Origin of the sequence: Saccharothrix sp. ALI-22-I (genome assembly GCF_001984175.1) — a bacterium.
Taxonomy (GTDB): Bacteria; Actinomycetota; Actinomycetes; order Mycobacteriales; family Pseudonocardiaceae; genus Actinosynnema.
On sequence record NZ_MTQP01000069.1, the window covers coordinates 174684 to 192367 of the forward strand.

Consider the following 17684-nt stretch of genomic DNA (forward strand, 5'->3'; position numbering starts at 1 on the left):
CCGTTCAGTCGTGGTGCGGCAGGTCCGCCGCGGTCGAGCTACCGTCCGGCCAACGAACCACCACTAGGCGGGCCGCCTCGTCCAGCACGATCTCCGGGACGCCGTCGGGCAGACTGCCCGCGCCCAGTCCGATGGCCACGGCAGTCCACCTGCCGGGCGTCACCTCTCCCGCCGCCCACGGGGTGGCGCTGTGCGCGCCCAACGGGCTCGCGGCATCCTCCGTGTCGACCCCGACCCGGCCCAACCCGGGTCCGGCCACGAGAGTCGAACGCAAGTTCCCGGACCGCACCTCGACCCGACCCGACTCCCGCAGCACGGCCGGCCCGTCACCGGCCAACGGCCAACCGCCGATCCGCAGCGCGGTCACCTCACGCAGGGGGTCCGGCGGCGACGGCTCCACAGGGGTACTCGCCAACGCGGTCGCCGCACCGAAGGCATCCGGCGGCGACGGCTTCGCAGGGGTACTCGCCAAGGGGACCCCTGCTTTTATCCTGCCAGTGGCGTCCGACAAATCCGGGCCGTCAGCGGCCGGTTGTGGATAACTCAGCGAGTCGGCCAACGGGTCGGGCGGGGCGTCGGGCAGTGGGTCGGGTAGGGCGTCCACCCGCACGCACCGCACCTCCCAGGGCCCGCGCAGCACCGACAGGGTGGTGACCACGGCGACGTCCCGCGCCACGCCTTGGCGTCCGGACCCGTGGTCGCGTTGGCCGGGTTCCGGGTCGAGCCAGTGGACGCGGGCCGCCGACGCGCCGACCACGGCGTCCCCGATCTGCTCGACGGACAGCGTCCGCATGCCCGCGCGATGCGTGGCCGTGCCCGCCGCGTCCAGCAGGACCACCGACTGGTCCAGGGGCGACGTCCACGCCCGTTCCGACAGCAGCGGTGCCGTGGCGGTCGAGTACCCGAGGCGCGTGTAGAGCGGGGAGTCGCCGACCGGCGCGCCGACGACCGCGTGGTCGGTGCCGTGGTTGACGACCCGCACGAGACCGTCCGCGCGCGTGGCCGAGACGAGCCAGCCGGGCGGGGAAGCGATCCACGTGTTGTCGTCCCGCTCCACGGGCAGCGGTTCCTCGACCGCCGCCCACACGGAATGGTCGGCCGGGAGCGCCAGACCGAGCATGCCCTTCGCGGCCCAGTACGGCGACGACGGCCCCGAGTAGCTCTGCGCCAACGGACGCCACTCGTCGTACCAACCGAGGGTCAGCAGACCGCGTTCGTCCGGTGCCCCCCGGTCGGCGAAGTGCGACACCACCCCGGAGGCGGCACGGCGCAGCAGGCCCGGCGCGGTCGAGTCGACGCCCGCGATCGCGCCCGCCCACAGCGGCGCGGCTGCCGCGAACCGGTAGGCCAGGCTGCGGCCCTGCACCAGTGGTGCGCCGTCGGCGCCGATGAGGCGCACGTAGTCCACGAGGAAGCGGTCGAGCCTGCCGACGTCGAGGGCCGTCCGGTCGCCGGCGAGGTCCGCCGCGCCCCGCATCCGTGCCCAGAGCACCGGGTAGAGGTGCAGCGCCCAGCCGCAGTAGTGGTCGAACGAGCGCTCGTCGCCGTCGGCGAACCAGCCGTCACCCCGGTAGAACGAATCGTGCGCGGCCAGGTCGGACTCGATGTCCTCGGCCCGCCACGGTCCGCCGACCGACCGCAGGAACGTCTCCACCACGATCCGGAACCACACCCAGTTGCACCGGGGGTAGGTGTCGTCGCCGACCACGGCGGAGAGGTAGTCGACCACGCGGTCGCGCACGGAGTCGGTCAGCCGGTCCCACAGCCAGGGCCGGGTCAGGTCCAGGATCAGCGCGATCGAGGCGGCCTCGACCTTGGCCTGCGCGTGCTCCTCCGGACGTGGCCAGCGTTCGTCCGAGGTCGGGTCGGTGCCCGCGTCGAGACCCTGCGCGTACCACTCGGCCAACCCGAGCGGGTCGCGGCCGTTCTCGCCCGCGAGCCGGAAACCGGCGAGCAGGAACGTGCGGGCGAACCCCTCCAGCCCGTCGACGGCGGTGCCGTAGCCGCCGGGCGCGCCGGGCGGTGTGATGCGGGCGTGCTTCGGTGACGCGTACGGGCGGACGTCGAGCAGCATCCGGTCGGCGAGCGCGGCCCACCGGTCACGGGTCCAGCCGGTGATCGGCGACAGCCCGGCGTTCACGCGCTCATCCCGAGGGTGTCCGGTGTGACGGCGGCGCGCGGCGGACGACCGGACAGGTAGCGCTCCACCTCGTCGATCGCGCTGTCGCTCATCCGCCGGGTCTCCGAGCCGAGCGAGCCCGCGATGTGCGGGGTGATCATCACGTTGGGCAGGTCGTAGAGGATCGAGTCGGCGGGCAGTGGTTCCGGGTCGGTGACGTCGAGCATCGCGTCCAGCCGGCCGGTGGCGCACTCCCGTTCGAGGGCCGCGGTGTCCACGACGGCGCCGCGCGCGGTGTTCACGACCGTCGCACCGTCGCGCAGCAGCGCCAGCTCGGCGGCTCCGATCAGGTGGCGGGTGGAGCCCAGCGCGGGCACGTGCAGCGTGAGCACGTCGCTGGCCCGCAGCAGCTCGGGCAGCTCGACCAGCCGCGCCCCGGCCGCCGCCACCCGCGCCGGGTCCGCGTACGGGTCGGAGACCAGGACGGTCACGTCGAGCGTGCGCAGCCGGTCGACCACCCGGCGGCCGACGCGGGAGAAGCCGACGACGCCGATCGTGCGGTCCCGGTTGGTCAGTTCGCCGCGTTGCGACACGTAGGACCAGTCGTCGCGGTGCTTGCGGGCGTCCTGCGCGAGGAACGGCGCCTTCTTGCCGGCGAAGACGATCGCGGCGAGGGTGAACTCGGCGACCGGGATGGCGTTCTCGTCGGCCGCGTTGGTGACGAGCAGCTGCCGCCGCCACACCTCGTCGGTGATCAGGGGCCGGACGGTGCCCGCGCAGTGGAAGATCGCGCGGAGGCGGGGTGCCGCGGCGAGGCGCTCGGCGGTCAGTGGCGGGCAGCCCCAGGAGGTCAGCAGGAAGTCCACGTCGTGCAGCCTGCGCCGCACGGCGGGCGAGTCGAGCTCGTCGGTCGAGATCGGGTCGGCCAAGCCGACGAGCCGGTCGAGCCGGTCCAACTGCGCCTGCTGGAACTGGACCTCGAAGTGGGCCGGTTCCATGACCAGTAACGCCTGAGGTCGTCGTTGTCCCTCGGTCACGCGGAGTCCTTTGTGGGCCGGAACACTCGAACAGTGGGCCGAATCATGTGTGATCAAATTTTTCAAGTCAAGACTTGTTTCGAACAGTTACGATCAGAATGATCGCGAGAGTGACCGAAAGCGGGCCGAGATGATCAACGCCGGATCGAGCACCCACTGGTCGGGGTCCGCCCCGACCGCGGCGGGTCCGTTGTCAGCGGCCTGGGGCACCAGGGCGGAGGCACCGGCTCTCGTCGACGTGCTCCGGCCGGCTCCGACCGCCCTCCCCCCGCTCGGTGATCCGGGAGCGTGGCCGAACGCCGCCGCTCGACTGGCCGCCGTGCTCGACCAGGCCCGCGCCGAACGCGGCACGCCGTGGCCGCAGCCGACCGCCTCCCACTACGCCCGCTTCTTCCGCGACGGCAACCGCACCGCCTACGAGACTCCCGTGTTCGAGCACGACGACCGCCTCACCCGCGCGGCCCTCGCCGCCCTCGTCCTCGACAACGACGACTGGCTGGACGAGGTAGCGGACGGCGTCGTCCTCCTGTGCGAACGCAGCACCTGGTGCTGGTCCGCCCACGAGGAGCACCACCGCACCCGCGGCGCCGTCGTGCCCGACCCCGACATCCCCTACCTGGACCTCGGCGCGGCGGGCGTCGCCGCCCAGCTGGCCTGGCTCGACCACGTCCTCGGTGACCGCCTCGACGTCCGCTGGCCCGGCCTGCGCGCCCGCGTGCGCCGCGAGGTCCGCACCCGCGTGCTCGACCCCTTCACCAACCGCCGCGACTGGCACTGGCTCGGCCTCGACGGCGACGTGCACAACTGGTGCCCGTGGATCTGCGGCAACGTCCTGGTCGCGGCCCTGCGCCTGGTCGACGACGTCGCCGACCGGGCCGGGATCGTCGCCGAGACCGTGCGCGGCATCGACCGCTACCTCGCCGCGCTGCCCGCCGACGGCTCCATCGACGAGGGCTACGAGTACTGGTGGAACGGCGCGTGCCGCGCGTTGGAGGCGCTCGACGTCCTGGAGCACGCCACCGGCGGCGCGTTGTCCGCGACGGCGGTGCCCGTCGTGCGCGAGACCGTCGGCTTCCCGCACCGGATGCACCTCGGCGGCCCCTGGTACGTCAACCTCGCCGACGCCCGCGCCCGGCCGCCCGGCGGTCAGCCGTGGCACGTGCCGCAGCAGTGGGCCGGGCGCATCGGGGACCGGGACGCCGAACGCCACGCCGCCGCCCAGCGGGCCGACGCGGTCCCCGACCACACCGAGTTGGGGCGGGCCCTGCGCGACCTGGCCACCCCGGTGATCGAACGGGCAGGTGAACCGCTGGTCGGGAGCGTGTGGCTGCCCGGCACGCAGGTCGGTGTCGCCCGTCCCACCGCCGGGTCGAACGCCGGGCCGACGCTGGTGGTCAAGGGCGGCCACAACGGCGAGAACCACAACCACAACGACGTCGGCAGCGTGATCGTGGCGGTGGACGGCGTGCCCGTCGTGGTCGACGCCGGCCGCCCGACCTACACCAAGCAGACGTTCAGCCCCGACCGCTACGACATCTGGACGATGCAGAGCAGTTGGCACAACGTCCCTGAAGTGCGCGGCACACCCCAGGGCACCGGGCGCGCCCACCACGCCCGGGACGTCACCGTCGAGGACACCCCCGACCGGTACCGGGTGCGGATGGACCTCGCCCCCGCCTACCCCGTGCCGGCACTGCGGTCCTGGTGGCGCACCGCGACCCTGCACCGCGACCGGCACCGGGTGACGATCGAGGACGAGTGGGACTTCGCCGACGGCGCTGACGACGCTGACGACGGCGGTGTGCCGTCGACGCTGCACTACCTGCTCGCCGGCCGCGTCACGCTCGACTCACCGGGACGGCTGTTCGTCCATCCACCAGGTGAGACGCGCGCTACGCTCATCGCCTGGAATCCGAGCCTGGCCTCGGCCGACCTGACGTTGCGCGAACTGGACGACCCGCTGCTCACGACCGTCTGGGGGGAGAAGCTGACCCGGCTGGAGCTGCACCTGCCCGACACGGCGCGAGGTGGCCTCGTGATCACAGTGGAGGTGTCCGCATGACGACGTCGGAGTCGTCCGCCATGCTCCCGTCGGAGCGGCGCGCCAAGGTCGTGGAGCTGTTGCGCAGGCGCGGCACCGTGCGCGTGCACGATCTCGCCGACGAGCTGGACGTCTCGGCGATCACCGTGCGCCGCGACATCTCCCTGCTGGCCGAGCAAGGCCTGGTCCGGCGCGTCCGGGGCGGCGCCACGGTCACCGCGGCCGCACCGGTCGGCGTCCGGCCGGCGGCGTACCCGGCCGAGCCGAACAGCAGCGCCTTGCTCATCACCGAGCGCCGTCAACCCGCGCCACAACCCCGGGACCGCCCCGCGCAACTGACCCTGGGCATGGTCGTCCCGTCGCTGGACTACTACTACCCGGACGTGATCAAGGGCGCGCGCGAGGCGGCGGCCGAGGCGGACGTGCGGATCGTGTTGCGCGGCGCCACCTACGAGGCCGCCGACGAGCGCCGCCAACTCGCCGCGCTGGTCGAGACGGTCGGCGTGGACGGACTGCTCGTGGTCCCGACGACCACCGGTGACGAGGGCGAGGCCCTGGTGCGGTGGCTGCGGTCGGTGGACGTGCCGGTCGTGCTGATAGAGCGCACACCGGCCGACAGCTACCACGACGCGGTCGAGTCCGTGGTCAGCGATCACGCACGCGGCGCCGCGATGGCCGTGCGCCACCTCGCCGAACGCGGCCACCGGCGCATCGGCCTGAGCACCACGCTGGCCAGCCCGACCGCGCCGCACATCCGGCAGGGCTGGCGTGACGCGTGCGAACGGTTCGGACTCCCGCTCGACGGCACCCCGGACGTGCGCACGGTGGACCGATGGGACACCGCCTGGCCGGCCGACCTCGACGCCCTGCTGGACTCCTGCCTCGCCTCCGGCACGACGGCGCTGCTCGTGCACTCCGACCCGGAGGCGATCTCGCTCGTGGAGCGGTGTCAGGAACGCGGGATCAGGGTGCCGCAGGACCTGGCGCTGGTCACCTACGACGACGAATGGGCCGAACTGTCCGATCCGCCGCTGACCGCGGTCCGGCCGCCGAAGGCCGCCGTCGGCCGGGCCGCCGTGACGCTGCTCGCCGCCCGACTCCACGACCCCGATCCGCACCGACCCGCGCACCGCATCGTGATAGAGCCGCAGCTGATCGTCCGCTCGTCGTCCTGAATTCTTGACTCACGGACGCGTTCCTTCGATCAAAAGCGATCAGAATCGATCGCGCCTCCCCGGAACGGTCAGACGTGCCAGGCGCCCTGCGCGGCAGCGGCCTTCGCGTAGTCGGAGAAGTTCCGGAGAGGCCGACCGAGGACGCGCCGCCCGTCCTCGGTCAGCGCGGCGACAGCCACCTCCGCGATGTCCTCGGCATCGATGAACGCCTCCTTGCCGTCCCCGGCCGGCAGCCGCAGCTCACCGCCCGCCCACCGGTGGACACTGGAGTCACTGGCCGCGAAGACCGGCGTGTCCAAGGCGAACCTGGTCCGGCGCTTCACCGCGCTGATGGACCGACCACCCATGGCCTACCTGCGGGAATGGCGCCTCACCCTGGCCGCAGACCTGCTGCGCGAGCCCGAGGTGACGCTCGCCGCCGTGGCCGGTCACGTCGGGTTCTCCACACCTTTCGCGCTGAGCGCGGCGTTCAAGAGGGAACGCGGCATCAGCCCGACCGAGTACCGGACCGGCACGGCGCCGACGCGTGCTCCAACGCCCTCCGGAAGCCGACGCGGGGTCGTCACCGAGCCGTAGTGATTACGGCCGGTCAGCGGTGGATCAGAGGTTGGCGTGGGCGGTGCGGATGGACTGCTCGGCTTGGGCGTCGCGGAACTCGAAGGTCGAGCCGTCCGGGAACCCGATCCGCACGAACCACTCCGGCCCGACCTGCCGCCCCAGCGGCACGGCCTCCAGGCGTGCCGTGCCCACCGGTGCGTCCCACCAGGTCACCAGCGGCGCGACGTCGGGCTGTGACTGGCCCAGCGCGCGGACGCGGCCCAGCAGGCCGCCCGACGCCGGTGCGGCGGGCCTGGTCACCTCGCCGTCCACGACCAGCGCCAGCCGCCGGTTGGTCAGCACCAGCCGGCACTCGTCGCGGCCCGCCGTGAACAGGTCGGCCCAACGGACGGCCGCCTGGTCCGGGCGCTGCGCGTGCGCCCAGGCCCACACCGCCGGGTCGTGCACCCACTCGTCGTTGTGGAACCGCCCCTCCCCGACCGCACGGGTCGGCAACGGCCACTCGGGCTCGGGCACCTCCAGCGCGGCCGCGCCGGTCCGGTGCGGCACCGTGCGGGACGGTCCGACCGTGCTGCCGACGTGGCCCTCGGGGTCGACCACCCACACCACCTGCTCGCCGGGCCCGACCCAGCGCTGCTGGGCGATCTCACCGATCTTCAGCCTGTTCTTGGGCACGTCCCGTCCTCTACCGGCCGTTGACCAGGGCGAGCAACCGCTGCGCGTGCGCGGGCTCGTGCCCGGCGACGACGTCGATGCCCGATCCGTCCACCAGCGACACCCGCAGCACGTGAACCCGACCGTCCGCGTAGTCGTGGGGCAGCTTGCGTTCCGCGCCGGCGACCCCGGTGATCCGGTCACGCGGCACCTCGACCACGGACACGACGCCGGCCGTTTCGATCGGGACGTGAGGCGGATACGGGCTCTTGCCCGCCAATGCGTCACGCGCGTTCTTCGCGAAGCCCCAGACCTGGTCGAGTAGCGACTTCTCCGGTTCCGACCCGGTCACCGCGCTTTCGGGTTCGGTGCGGACCCAGGCCATCCGGCGCGGTGTCAGCACCCACCAGGCGAAGGTGGAGTCCCGCACGGCCAATCCCGCTCCGACCGCCACCGTGTCGGGGCTCGGCCCGAACACCACGGCACTCGGTGGCGACGCGAGCTCGTTGCGGTCGCGAGGGCCACCGGAGGCCACGGCCGCCGTCGCCGTGCCCAACGCGCGCAGTGCTTTGCCGCCGAGACCGCGTTCCGGCTTCCCCCACCAGTCCAGACCGCCGACGTCGAAGTGGGAACTGGTCGAGCCGACGAAAGTGCACAGCAGGATCGGCTCGTCCGGCGCGCACCACGACTGCCGGAGGGCCAACGCCCCATCCAGTTTCACCAGTTGAACCCGCGTTCCTGCGTTTCCCGGCGTTCCTCTTCGGACGGTTTGTTCTGCGCGGCGTCGTACGCCTCTTGGGTGCCGAACTTGATGCCGCCGTCGATCGCGGCGTCCACCCCGGCCTTGGTCGCGGCCGTGCCGAACGTGGTGCTGCCGCCGAGCATGCCGGTCAGGACGGTCTGGCTGATGTTGCCCGCCAACGCGCCCTCGCCGGTGACGCCCTGCATGAACCGGTTCCCCGTGGTCGAAGCCAACGTGAGGTCGTCCGCCCTGGTCACGATGTTGGCCGTGCTGCCGGCTTGGCGGGCCGCCCACTGCTGGGCCATGTTGCCGCCGCGCAGGCCGTTCATCCGCTGGATGACCTGCCGCAGCGGCCCGCGCAGCCGCACCAGCAACGCCTCCAGCTTCTTCATGATCTTGAACAACTCCATCTGGAGTTTCGTCACCCGCATGGTGATCCGGACGCCGGTGCTGCCCACCTGCACCGTGGTCGTGGCGCCCGCCGCGGCGACCGACCCGCCCGCGGTGATCCACGACGCCGCCAGCGCGGCCAGCCACTGCACGATCAGGCCGATGATCAGCTCGGTCAGGATCTGGATCACGAACTCGACGAACATGTCGAACAGGTCGGCGATCATGTCCAGGGTCTCTTTGAGCCCGCGCACGTCCTCCGCGAGCGCCGAGACCCCGCCGCTGAACTCGGTGATCTGGTTGCGGAACGCGTCGCCCGCCGAGCCGACCCACATGCCGCTGGTGGTGTCGGCGCGCTTCTGCTCGGCCTCGGCGACCTCGTCCAACCAGGTCGCCACCTGCTCCCAGCCGTTGCCGGTGGCGCGCATCTGCTCCGGATCGCCGATCGCCCACTCGGCGATCTCGATCAACGGGCTGAGCACGATCGACACCAGGAAACCCAGGCCGTTGTCCAGCAGCGCCTGGCCGGGGCTGGCGATGGTCTGGAGCAGCTCCATCCGGCCGGAGATCGTCGCCGCGGCCATCTGCGGCGGGCTGGTGGCGTCGGCCAGGTCCTGCACGGCCCCGATACCGGAGCTGCCGCGCCCGGCCGCCTGCTCGAACCAGTTCTTCTGCTCGCCGCCGTTGAGGTCGGCGAACGTGCCCGGCCCGGCGTTCACCGGCCACCGCCCAGGCCGTTACCGATCTGCGTCAACGCCTGCGAGATGCCGTCGTCGACACCCTGGTACACCTCGAAGCTCTGCCTGAGCTGGTCACCGGTCTGCTTCAGGAACTCCTGCGCATCGGTGGCCAGCTGCCGGCACTCGTCCAGGCTGGAGAAGTAGCCGCTGCTCAGCCCCACCGCGTCACCGATCGGCCCGAAGCACTGGTCGTCCACCCTGGCCTGCTCCAGCAGCCCGGCCAACGTGCCGAACTTCTCGGCCAGGCTCTCGCTGCCCTCGGCGAAGGCGGTCAACGCCTCCGGCATGACGTGAAATGTCACCCTGTCCCCCTCAGCGCAGGTACGTGCTCGGTGGTTCCTCGTCGTCTTCGACCACCGGACGGGGCGGACGGTTCCCTGGCATCTGAGTCGGCGGCTGGAACGGCTGGAACGGCTGCGGCGGCCCGGCAGGCGGCCCAGCAGGCGGCCCGGCGGCCGGTGGAGCGGTCTGCGGCGCGGGAGGCGCTCCCGGGGGCGGCGGCGCGGACGGCATGATCGGCTGCACCCCGGACGCCGCCATCCCCTGCTTGAACTCCTGCAACCGATCGCCCAGGATCGGCGCCACCGCGGCGTCGAGCTGCTGCGCGGCGTTCTGCGTGGCCATCCGGATCGCGTCCAGGATCTCCTGCTGCAACGCCACGTGCGACCGGGACATGGCCGCGGGCGACAGTTGCAGTCCCAGCACCGCCCCGGACGGCGCGGCGGTCACCGTGACCGACCCGTCCCGGCTGCGCCCCACCCCGCGCAGGTCCTTCATCGCTTCCTGCAACTGGCCGGCCTTGGCCGCCTGCTCCTGGAACGAACGCATCATCGCCTGCAGCCTCTGCTGCCCATCCACCACCGCACGCACCCCCGGAGCCCTTGACGTCTCGGCGCAACCAGGCTAGCGGACTGCTCCGAAGCGCATACCCAAGTCCGTCACGTCTCCACGGCCGATCTCGTCGCTATCGTGGTCGTGACGGGCGGGTCCGACGGGCGACTTGGGGGAACATGAACGGCGTGACGCGGTACCTGCCCGCGAAGGACCGCCCGGGCAAAGCCGCTTGGCTGGGACCGATCTCGTTGTGCCTGGGGCTGCTCAGCTGGCCGACACCGGCCGGCGGTCCGATCCTGGCGGTCAGCGCCGTGATCTGCGGCACGCTGTCGATGACCACCAGGACCGAGTACCGACTCGACTGGACCGCCATCACCGGCACCACTATCGGCGCTCTCCAACTCCTGCTCTCGCTGATGCTGCTGGCCATGGCCGCCGGCGGACACTGACCCGGAACCGCGGGTCGCCCCATTCAGGCATTCAATGGTCGGCGTAACAAAATGTAACCGCACGACCTGCTGCCTGCTGCCTGCTGCCTGCTGCCTGCCGCCTGCCGCCTGCCGCCTGCCAATGCGGAATAGAGCGGAATCGGTTTCAGTCCGCGGGTAGCCAGTCGACGAGGGCCGGGTCGCGCCGGAATGCGACGTAGACCGACTTCTCGTGGGTCGGACGCGCGGGATCGAACAGCACTTCCGCGAGGCCGGCGCCGGTCGTCATCCCCGTTTCCGGGGCACGGCGGGTCACCCGGTGCCGGAATCCGGCGGGGTCGACGAAGGACACCGTGACGATCGCGTGGCTGTCCGGCTCACCGGGCGAGCCGCTCGGCTTCACCTCGACGACGTCCGCCGGCACGCGGCGCCCGTGCGCCAGCAGGCGCTTCACATCCCGGACCACGTTGGCGCGCCGACGGGCGATCCGGTAGGTCACGAGGACCGCGACCACGGTCATCACGATCATCGTCGCGGGCACCCACCGGTCCGCGTAGTACATCGTCCACGCCCAGAGTCCCCACTTTTCGTCCCGGTGGAAGACCGGGTCTATCTGGGCGCCGACGGCGAGCGGCGGAAGCCATTCCCTGGACGACACCCACACTCCGGCGGTGTTCCCCGCGAACGCCAAGGCGACCGGGAACACGGGAGTCGACGCCCCTCCCCGGTACCACCGCGCGGCGCCCGCGGCCAGGTTGGCCGCGAGAATGCAGCCGATGAAGCCGAACGTGCCCCACATCGCCTGAAACGGCGGTACTTCGTCACCGCGGTCGTCGAAGACGCTGTCGATGGCCTTGGTGCGGTACTGCTCGACGAGTTCGCCGATACCGGTCCCGCCCAGATACCCCAGGACCGGGATGGCCAACGAAGCGATTACCGCGACGGCGAGCACCACCGGATTTCCCCGCCGGCGCTCGACACGGCCGTGCGAGGACCGGGCCGGGTCCACCGTGTTCACGACGTTCACCTCCGGCATCAGAACGGAAACCGCGCAGGCTGGTCGGGCCGTGCTCGAACGATGACCGACTCGTCGTCGTCCGGGTCGTAGAACACGTCGACCGCGCCTCCGACCACCGGCGCCTGGAACACCGAGGAGATCATGGTAGCCACCGCGGTGCGCGGGCCGACCGTTCCCGGATAGGAGACGCGCACCCGGAACCGCGGGTTCCCCATCCCCAGTCGTGGGTGAACTCGACGTGGTCGATCCGCCCCGTGACCCGCCGACCCCGGTGTTCGAGGTCGGGCGTGGCGCCCTCCCGCATCGCGCTAGCCTGCCCCGAATGACCGACGACACCTCACTCCGCGAACCGGGGATCGGGATGCCGCACCCGATCACCGAGGCGCAGGTCCGAGTCGTCCCCGCCAACGAGGCGTCGTGGGACGACTTGCGGGACGTGTTCGGCACGTCCGAACCGGGGCAGTGCCGGTGCCAGCGGTTGAAGGTGCCCGGCTGGTTCTGGCGCGACACCACCCAGGAGGAGCGGAACGCGATGCTCCGCGAGCAGACCGGTTGCGACACCTCGGACGCCGAGACCACCAGCGGCCTGGTGGCCTACGTGGACGACGATCCGGCCGGCTGGGTCGCGGTGGAGCCGCGCACGGCGTACCCGAAGCTGCGCACGTCCCGCATCCCGTGGAAGGGACGTGAGGAGGACAAGGACGACAGCACGACGTGGGCGGTGACCTGTTTCGTGGTCCGCAAGGGCTTCCGGGCACGCGGCCTGACCTACCTGTTGGCCCGCGCGGCAGTCGACTTCGCCCGCGAACGCGGCGCCCACGCCCTGGAGGCCTACCCGATGATCACCGAACCGGGCCGGGACGTCATCTGGGGCGAAATGCGCGTCGGCGCCCGCCAGGTCTTCGAGGAGGCCGGGTTCACCCAGATCAGCCACCCGACCCTGCGACGGGTCGTCATGCGGATCGACTTCGAGCACTGACCGCACCCAACAGTCGTCGAGCTACGTCGACGCTTCGGGAGCGGCGGCCAGGCTGCGATAGGTGGCGAGGTCGGCGTGAGAGGCGAGGGTGTCCGGGTGGTCGGGGCCGAGGAGCCGTAGTCGGTCGTCGAGCAGTTGCTGCGCGACGGCGACGGCCGCGGCGGCGTCGCCGGCGAGTGCGCGGCGGCGAGCGAGTTCGCGTCGAGCCCGGAGTGTGTTCTGGTGGTCGGGGCCGAACTGGCGGGCGACGTCGGATACCAGCCCTTCATAGGCTTCCGCGGCGCCGACGGCGTCGCCGGCCTTGCTGCGGGTCAACACGACTTGGGCGCGAATCCGCCAGAGGTCGGGGTGGTCCGGGCCGAGGACGCGCAGGCATGCGGCGAACAGCTCGTCCGCGGCGGTCACCATCGGGTCGCCCGGTCCTCCCCGCGAGACGGCGAGGTGCACACAGGTGTGCCAGGCGCTGGGGTGGTACGGCCCGAGTACCCGCAGCATGTCGCCGAGCAGCACCTCGACTTCGGCGATGCCGTCCGGCGGTCCGTCCTCGGCACCCGAAACGATGAGGCTGAGACGGGTTTCCAGGGTATCGGGGTGGTCGGGGCCCAATGCCCGCAGACGATCGGCCAGCAGCGATTCGAGCGCGGCGGTGGCACCGGCGGGGTCCCCCGCCAGCCCGGTGGTCAGGGCCAGCTCGCTGCGGGTGGTCAGGGTGAGCGGGTGGTCGGGCCCGAGCACGCGGACCCGGTCGGCGAACAATTGCGCGAACGCGGCGGCGGCACCGGCCGGATCGCCTGCCGCGCTCCGCCACCGGGCGAGCTCGTGGCGGGTGCTGAGGGTGTTGGGGTGGTCCGCGCCGAGAGCCCGTTCGGTATCGACGAGCAACGCCTCGAACGCCGCGACGGCTCCGGCGACGTCGCCCGCCTCGCCCCGGTTCGTGGCCAGGTTGTGCCGCGTGGTGAGCGTGTCGGGGTGGTCGGCTCCCAGCAACGCCACGCGATCGGCGAGCAGCCGGTCGAGTTCGGCCGCGGCATCCGCCGGAGCGCCGACGAGGTCGAGCTGGCGCGCGAGGGTGTGCCGGGCGGTGAGGGTGTCGGGGTGGCGTGGACCGAGCACCCGCCGCCGATCGGCCACCAGCCGCCGCGCGATCAGCACGCTTTCCGGGTTGCCGCCCTCGCCCTGCCAGGTGGCCAGGTTCCCGAGGGCGCCCAGGGTGAAGCGGTGATCCGGGCCGAGCCGTTCGGCGGCGGTGGCGTGCAGCCGCGCGAAGTACGCGGCGGCGGCGGAGAACCGACCGATGAGGCCGAGGCTGTTGCCCGCCACGGCGAGGACCGGGTGGTACTCGTCGGGGGTCCACAAGTGCTCACCGGCGCACCGGTCGATGGCGTCGGCGTTGGCGCGCAACGTCTGGCCGAGTTCCGGCTCACGGCCGCCGTCGGGCCAGAGGTCGACCAGGGAGTCGGCGGCAACCCAGGCCAGGTCGTCCAGGCGTCCGGGTGGCAGGTGGTCGCGAACGGCGCGCTGGACCACACCGTGCACGCGGACCGTTCCCGAGCCGATGGTGGCCAGGCTGAACAGGTGCAGGCGGCGCAGCGCGGCGTGGACGGTGTCCGCGTCGGGCTCTTCCCACTCCGCGTCGGTGTCGGCAGTGCGGGTGTGGCCCAGCCAGGTGCGGGCGGCTTGAGTGGTGAACACGGCGGTGGGGATTCCGCCCGGGTCCAGCACGCCGGCCAGTTCCAGCACGGGGCCGGCCAGGCCGGTGGGGCGTTCGGCGTTCGCGGCCTCGATCGACAGCGACCAGGTCACGGCCACGGTCTTGCGGTACTGGTCGGGCAGCGCGTCGGACGCCGGCACCAGATCGGCCAGGCGCTTGGTGCGATCGGCGAAGCGCCGACGGTAGTCGGCACAGGACACGTCCTGGTCGAGCATGTAAGCGGCGGCCTGCCCGAGGGCCAGGGGCAGTCGCCCGAGATCGGCGACGACCCCGGCGACGTCGTCGGCCGGCTTCCCGTCGAGCGCGGCGTGCAGGTAGGCGTTCGCCTCGGCCTCGGTGAAGACCCCGATCTCGACCCGCCGGCCGCCCAGCCCGGCGACCGCGGCGTCACGGCGGCGAGTGGTGATCACGGTCCGTCCCGACGGCACTTCCGCGGGCGGCCGCAGCCCGGTCAGGTCGGCGGGGCTGGTCAGATCGTCCAGTACGACCAACCACCGCCGCGGCGTCGTCTCCAACCACCCGAGGAACAGTTCGGCGGCCAGTTCGGGGTCACCCGGGTCGGCGTCGGCGAACTCGACACCGGCCTCGGCGTACCGGGAGACGATCGCGTCACGCGAGGAGGCGGCGACCCACACCACCAGGTCGACCTCGCCGGACGCGATGCCGCGGCGCGCGTACTCGGCCGCCAACTGGGTCTTGCCCACCCCGCCCATGCCGGTGAGCACCCGCAACGTCTCCTCGACGGGTCCCCCGGTCACCAGACCGATCGACGCGCGGTCCTGGAAGCACCCCGCCCGCGCCGGAATCCGGCGCATGAAACGCCTGCTCTCCCCCGCACCCGTGACAGCCTGAGCACCGGATGAAGAGATCGAGTGCACGTGCAGATCGCCGTACAGAGCACCGAACTGCACCACCGGACCCGTCACGGTCCCGGATACGTCGTTCTCGACTCGTGCCCACCGGGCATCGTCCGGAAGCCCGGACTCTCTCGGCTGCTCCGGCTCATGCGTCGGGTCCACGCCTCAGGAAATCACGTCGGCGACGTTTTCTGTGCAGGACCGGAAACGCTCGCGGCCCGACCCGGCTCGCACCACGTACCGTTGACGACGTGAGCACCGCACCGCCACCGACCGTCACGCTGAGCGACCACTTCGCCCGCACGCTCCCGGAGATGGCACTTCCCTGGCAGGCAGAACAGGCTCCCGCGCCGCACCTGCTCGTGCTCAACGAGCAACTTGCGGCGGAGTGCGGTCTCGACACCGACTGGCTGCGCGGCTCCGAGGGACTGCGGCTGCTCCTCGGCAACCACGTCCCCGACGGGGCGACTCCGGTGGCGCAGGCCTACGCCGGGCACCAGTTCGGGCAGTACTCCCCGCGTCTCGGCGACGGTCGCGCGCTGCTGCTCGGTGAGGTCGTCCACGCCGACGGCCACCCGCGCGACCTGCACCTCAAGGGCTCCGGGCGCACGCCGTTCTCCCGTGGCGGCGACGGCCTGGCGGCGGTCGGTCCGATGCTGCGCGAGTACGTCGTCAGCGAGGCGATGCACGCCCTCGGCATCCCCACGACCCGCTCCCTGGCCGTGGTGGCGACCGGACGTCCGGTGCGCCGCGACACCCTCCTGCCCGGAGCCGTGCTCGCACGGGTCGCGCGGAGCCACCTGCGGGTCGGCAGCTTCCAGTACGCCCGCGCCACGGACGACGTCGATCTCCTGCGCCGTCTCGCCGACCACGCGATCGCCCGCCACCACCCCGCCGCCGCGAACGCCGGACGCCCCCATCTCGCGCTGTTCGAGGCCGTCGTCACCGCCCAGGCGTCGCTGGTGGCCCGCTGGATGCTCGTGGGCTTCGTCCACGGGGTCATGAACACCGACAACATGACGATCTCGGGCGAGACCATCGACTACGGGCCCTGCGCGTTCATGGAGGCGTTCGACCCGGCCACCGTCTACAGCTCGATCGACCACGGCGGGCGCTACGCCTACGGCAACCAGCCGCTCGTGGCCGAGTGGAACCTCGCGCGGCTCGCCGAAGCCCTCCTCCCCCTGTTCTCCGACGACCAGGACCAGGCGATCGCACTGGCGGTCGAGGCGCTCGGCGCGTTCCGCAGGCAGTACAACGCCGCCTGGTCGGCCGGTATGCGGGCGAAACTCGGCCTGCCCGACGGCCTCGACGACGCGGTGACCTCACCGCTGGTCGAAGAGTTGCTCACCCTCCTCCAGGACAACCACGTCGACCACACGTCGTTCTACCGCCGCCTCGGCACGGCCGCCCGCGGCGGCACCGAGCCCGCACGCGAACTGTTCCTCGACCTCGCCGCGATCGACGACTGGATGACCCGCTGGCGGGCCCTGGGACCGGACGCCGACGCGATGCGGCAGGTCAACCCCGTCTACATCCCCCGCAACCACCTCGTCGAGGAAGCCCTCACCGCCGCGACAGAGGGCGACCAAGCTCCCCTCGAACGACTCCTGGACGCCGTGACCGCCCCCTACGACGAACGCCCCGGCTACGAGCGCTACGCCGAACCCGCCCCGGAGGACTTCGGCACCGCCTACCAGACCTTCTGCGGAACCTGAGTCCCTGACCGGCTCTGGTCAGGGCCAGAGGCTTCCCGATCCGCTCCGAGGACGCCACCCGGCGGGCGGGTCTTCACCGACGCGCCCGTCCACGGCCTCGCGGAGCAGGTCGGCGTGCCCGGTGTGCCGGCCGTACTCCTCGATCAGGTCGCAGACGAGCCTGCGCAGACTCGCGTGGCGGCCGTCGGAACCGGACACGTGGGCGGGTTGGTCGAGCCCGCCGTTCGCCAGTGCCGCCTCCAGCCGGGCACGGGACCGCTGCACGGCGGCATCCCACAAGGCATAGAGCTGTTCGGGCGTGTCGGCGGAGGAGGAAGTGAACGACCACTCGCGGCGGACGCCTCGGTCCACGCTGTCCCATGGCGGGCCGGGCGACTCCCCGCGCAGCTTGGTGGCGAACATGTTGTCCTCGCAGAAAGCCAGGTGCTTGAGCAGACCGCCCAGGGTCAGCGCCGAAGCACCGATCCGAGTCCGCAGCCCGACCGCGTCGAGGTCGTCGGCCTTCCACCGGAACGTCGTGCGCAAACGGTCCAACGCGCCGACGAGGTGCTCGACCTCCGTGCCGGCCAGAGGCGGCTCCCACGGGTAATCACCATCGCTCATGGCCGCCCACCGTAGACCCGACCACCGACAATCGCCCGACGCCGGCAGAATCGGGTGTCCGAACAGGACTGATGACAGGG

General features: G+C 72.1%; 17 protein-coding genes and 1 pseudogene. 6 read left to right on the plus strand and 12 right to left on the minus strand.

Features of this window, described 5'->3' with window-relative positions:
• Positions 1 to 4 precede the first annotated feature (4 nt).
• Together ALI22I_RS43035 and ALI22I_RS43040 are read right to left on the minus strand one after the other, a co-directional pair.
• Positions 5 to 2140 carry a DUF2264 domain-containing protein gene (locus tag ALI22I_RS43035; RefSeq protein ID WP_238598858.1) on the minus strand — a complete coding sequence of 712 codons (2136 nt, stop codon included), beginning with the start codon at positions 2138 to 2140 and terminating at the stop codon, positions 5 to 7.
• Complete coding sequence (locus ALI22I_RS43040; protein WP_238598859.1) at positions 2137 to 3156, minus strand: hydroxyacid dehydrogenase; 1020 nt, start codon at positions 3154 to 3156, stop codon at positions 2137 to 2139. The genes ALI22I_RS43035 and ALI22I_RS43040 overlap by 4 nt, the downstream gene beginning before the upstream one ends.
• A gap of 130 nt (positions 3157 to 3286) precedes the next feature.
• Here ALI22I_RS43040 and ALI22I_RS43045 point away from each other — a divergent pair, with 130 nt between their 5' ends.
• Together ALI22I_RS43045 and ALI22I_RS43050 are read left to right on the plus strand one after the other, a co-directional pair.
• Positions 3287 to 5218: a heparinase II/III domain-containing protein gene (locus ALI22I_RS43045; protein WP_077011366.1), complete on the plus strand. Its 1932-nt coding sequence runs from the start codon at positions 3287 to 3289 to the stop codon at positions 5216 to 5218.
• The gene (locus tag ALI22I_RS43050; protein WP_238598860.1) at positions 5215 to 6372 is read left to right on the plus strand and encodes a substrate-binding domain-containing protein; all 1158 of its coding nucleotides are present in this window, start codon (positions 5215 to 5217) and stop codon (positions 6370 to 6372) included. The genes ALI22I_RS43045 and ALI22I_RS43050 overlap by 4 nt, the downstream gene beginning before the upstream one ends.
• Positions 6373 to 6440: 68 nt before the next feature.
• Here ALI22I_RS43050 and ALI22I_RS50075 read toward each other — a convergent pair whose 3' ends face one another.
• Positions 6441 to 6671 carry a hypothetical protein gene (locus tag ALI22I_RS50075; RefSeq protein WP_202971245.1) on the minus strand — a complete coding sequence of 77 codons (231 nt, stop codon included), beginning with the start codon at positions 6669 to 6671 and terminating at the stop codon, positions 6441 to 6443.
• Between ALI22I_RS50075 and ALI22I_RS43060 the strand changes: the two are divergent.
• Positions 6619 to 6948 (plus strand): annotated as a pseudogene (locus ALI22I_RS43060) (helix-turn-helix transcriptional regulator); the annotation flags it as partial. The gene ALI22I_RS50075 and the pseudogene ALI22I_RS43060 overlap by 53 nt on opposite strands.
• 24 nt (positions 6949 to 6972) lie before the next feature.
• Here the strand turns inward: ALI22I_RS43060 and ALI22I_RS43065 are convergent.
• The 5 genes from ALI22I_RS43065 to ALI22I_RS43085 are packed head-to-tail and all read right to left on the minus strand — an operon-like array spanning position 6973 to position 10287.
• The gene (locus ALI22I_RS43065; RefSeq protein ID WP_077011368.1) at positions 6973 to 7605 is read right to left on the minus strand and encodes a hypothetical protein; all 633 of its coding nucleotides are present in this window, start codon (positions 7603 to 7605) and stop codon (positions 6973 to 6975) included.
• A gap of 10 nt (positions 7606 to 7615) precedes the next feature.
• The gene (locus tag ALI22I_RS43070) at positions 7616 to 8305 is read right to left on the minus strand and encodes a hypothetical protein (RefSeq protein ID WP_077011369.1); all 690 of its coding nucleotides are present in this window, start codon (positions 8303 to 8305) and stop codon (positions 7616 to 7618) included.
• Positions 8302 to 9435, minus strand: a complete 1134-nt coding sequence (locus tag ALI22I_RS43075; protein ID WP_077011370.1) for a WXG100 family type VII secretion target — start codon at positions 9433 to 9435, stop codon at positions 8302 to 8304. The genes ALI22I_RS43070 and ALI22I_RS43075 overlap by 4 nt, the downstream gene beginning before the upstream one ends.
• Positions 9432 to 9758: a hypothetical protein gene (locus ALI22I_RS54220; protein ID WP_238598861.1), complete on the minus strand. Its 327-nt coding sequence runs from the start codon at positions 9756 to 9758 to the stop codon at positions 9432 to 9434. The genes ALI22I_RS43075 and ALI22I_RS54220 overlap by 4 nt, the downstream gene beginning before the upstream one ends.
• A gap of 10 nt (positions 9759 to 9768) precedes the next feature.
• Positions 9769 to 10287 (minus strand): YbaB/EbfC family nucleoid-associated protein, encoded by a 519-nt coding sequence (locus ALI22I_RS43085; protein ID WP_077012021.1) that lies wholly within the window; start codon positions 10285 to 10287, stop codon positions 9769 to 9771.
• Positions 10288 to 10475: 188 nt separating this feature from the next.
• Between ALI22I_RS43085 and ALI22I_RS43090 the strand changes: the two genes are divergently transcribed.
• Positions 10476 to 10739 (plus strand): hypothetical protein, encoded by a 264-nt coding sequence (locus tag ALI22I_RS43090; RefSeq protein WP_143532736.1) that lies wholly within the window; start codon positions 10476 to 10478, stop codon positions 10737 to 10739.
• Between the two features lie 145 nt (positions 10740 to 10884).
• Here the strand turns inward: ALI22I_RS43090 and ALI22I_RS43095 are convergent, their stop codons facing one another.
• Positions 10885 to 11736: a hypothetical protein gene (locus ALI22I_RS43095; protein ID WP_077012022.1), complete on the minus strand. Its 852-nt coding sequence runs from the start codon at positions 11734 to 11736 to the stop codon at positions 10885 to 10887.
• Between the two features lie 17 nt (positions 11737 to 11753).
• Positions 11754 to 11951 carry a hypothetical protein gene (locus ALI22I_RS43100; RefSeq protein ID WP_077011373.1) on the minus strand — a complete coding sequence of 66 codons (198 nt, stop codon included), beginning with the start codon at positions 11949 to 11951 and terminating at the stop codon, positions 11754 to 11756.
• 107 nt (positions 11952 to 12058) lie between these two features.
• Here ALI22I_RS43100 and ALI22I_RS43105 point away from each other — a divergent pair, with 107 nt between their 5' ends.
• Entirely contained in the window at positions 12059 to 12715 is a 657-nt protein-coding gene (locus ALI22I_RS43105) for a GNAT family N-acetyltransferase (RefSeq protein WP_083752530.1), read from the plus strand.
• A gap of 21 nt (positions 12716 to 12736) precedes the next feature.
• On the opposite strand, the gene ALI22I_RS43110 is transcribed toward ALI22I_RS43105, so the two are convergent.
• Complete coding sequence (locus ALI22I_RS43110) at positions 12737 to 15241, minus strand: tetratricopeptide repeat protein (protein ID WP_143532737.1); 2505 nt, start codon at positions 15239 to 15241, stop codon at positions 12737 to 12739.
• Positions 15242 to 15534: 293 nt separating this feature from the next.
• Between ALI22I_RS43110 and ALI22I_RS43115 the strand changes: the two genes are divergently transcribed.
• Positions 15535 to 17001 carry a protein adenylyltransferase SelO gene (locus ALI22I_RS43115; RefSeq protein WP_077011375.1) on the plus strand — a complete coding sequence of 489 codons (1467 nt, stop codon included), beginning with the start codon at positions 15535 to 15537 and terminating at the stop codon, positions 16999 to 17001.
• Positions 17002 to 17019: 18 nt separating this feature from the next.
• Here the strand turns inward: ALI22I_RS43115 and ALI22I_RS43120 are convergent, their stop codons facing one another.
• On the minus strand, positions 17020 to 17604 hold the full coding sequence (locus tag ALI22I_RS43120; RefSeq protein ID WP_077011376.1) for a mycothiol transferase: 585 nt from the start codon (positions 17602 to 17604) through the stop codon (positions 17020 to 17022).
• Positions 17605 to 17684 lie beyond the last annotated feature (80 nt).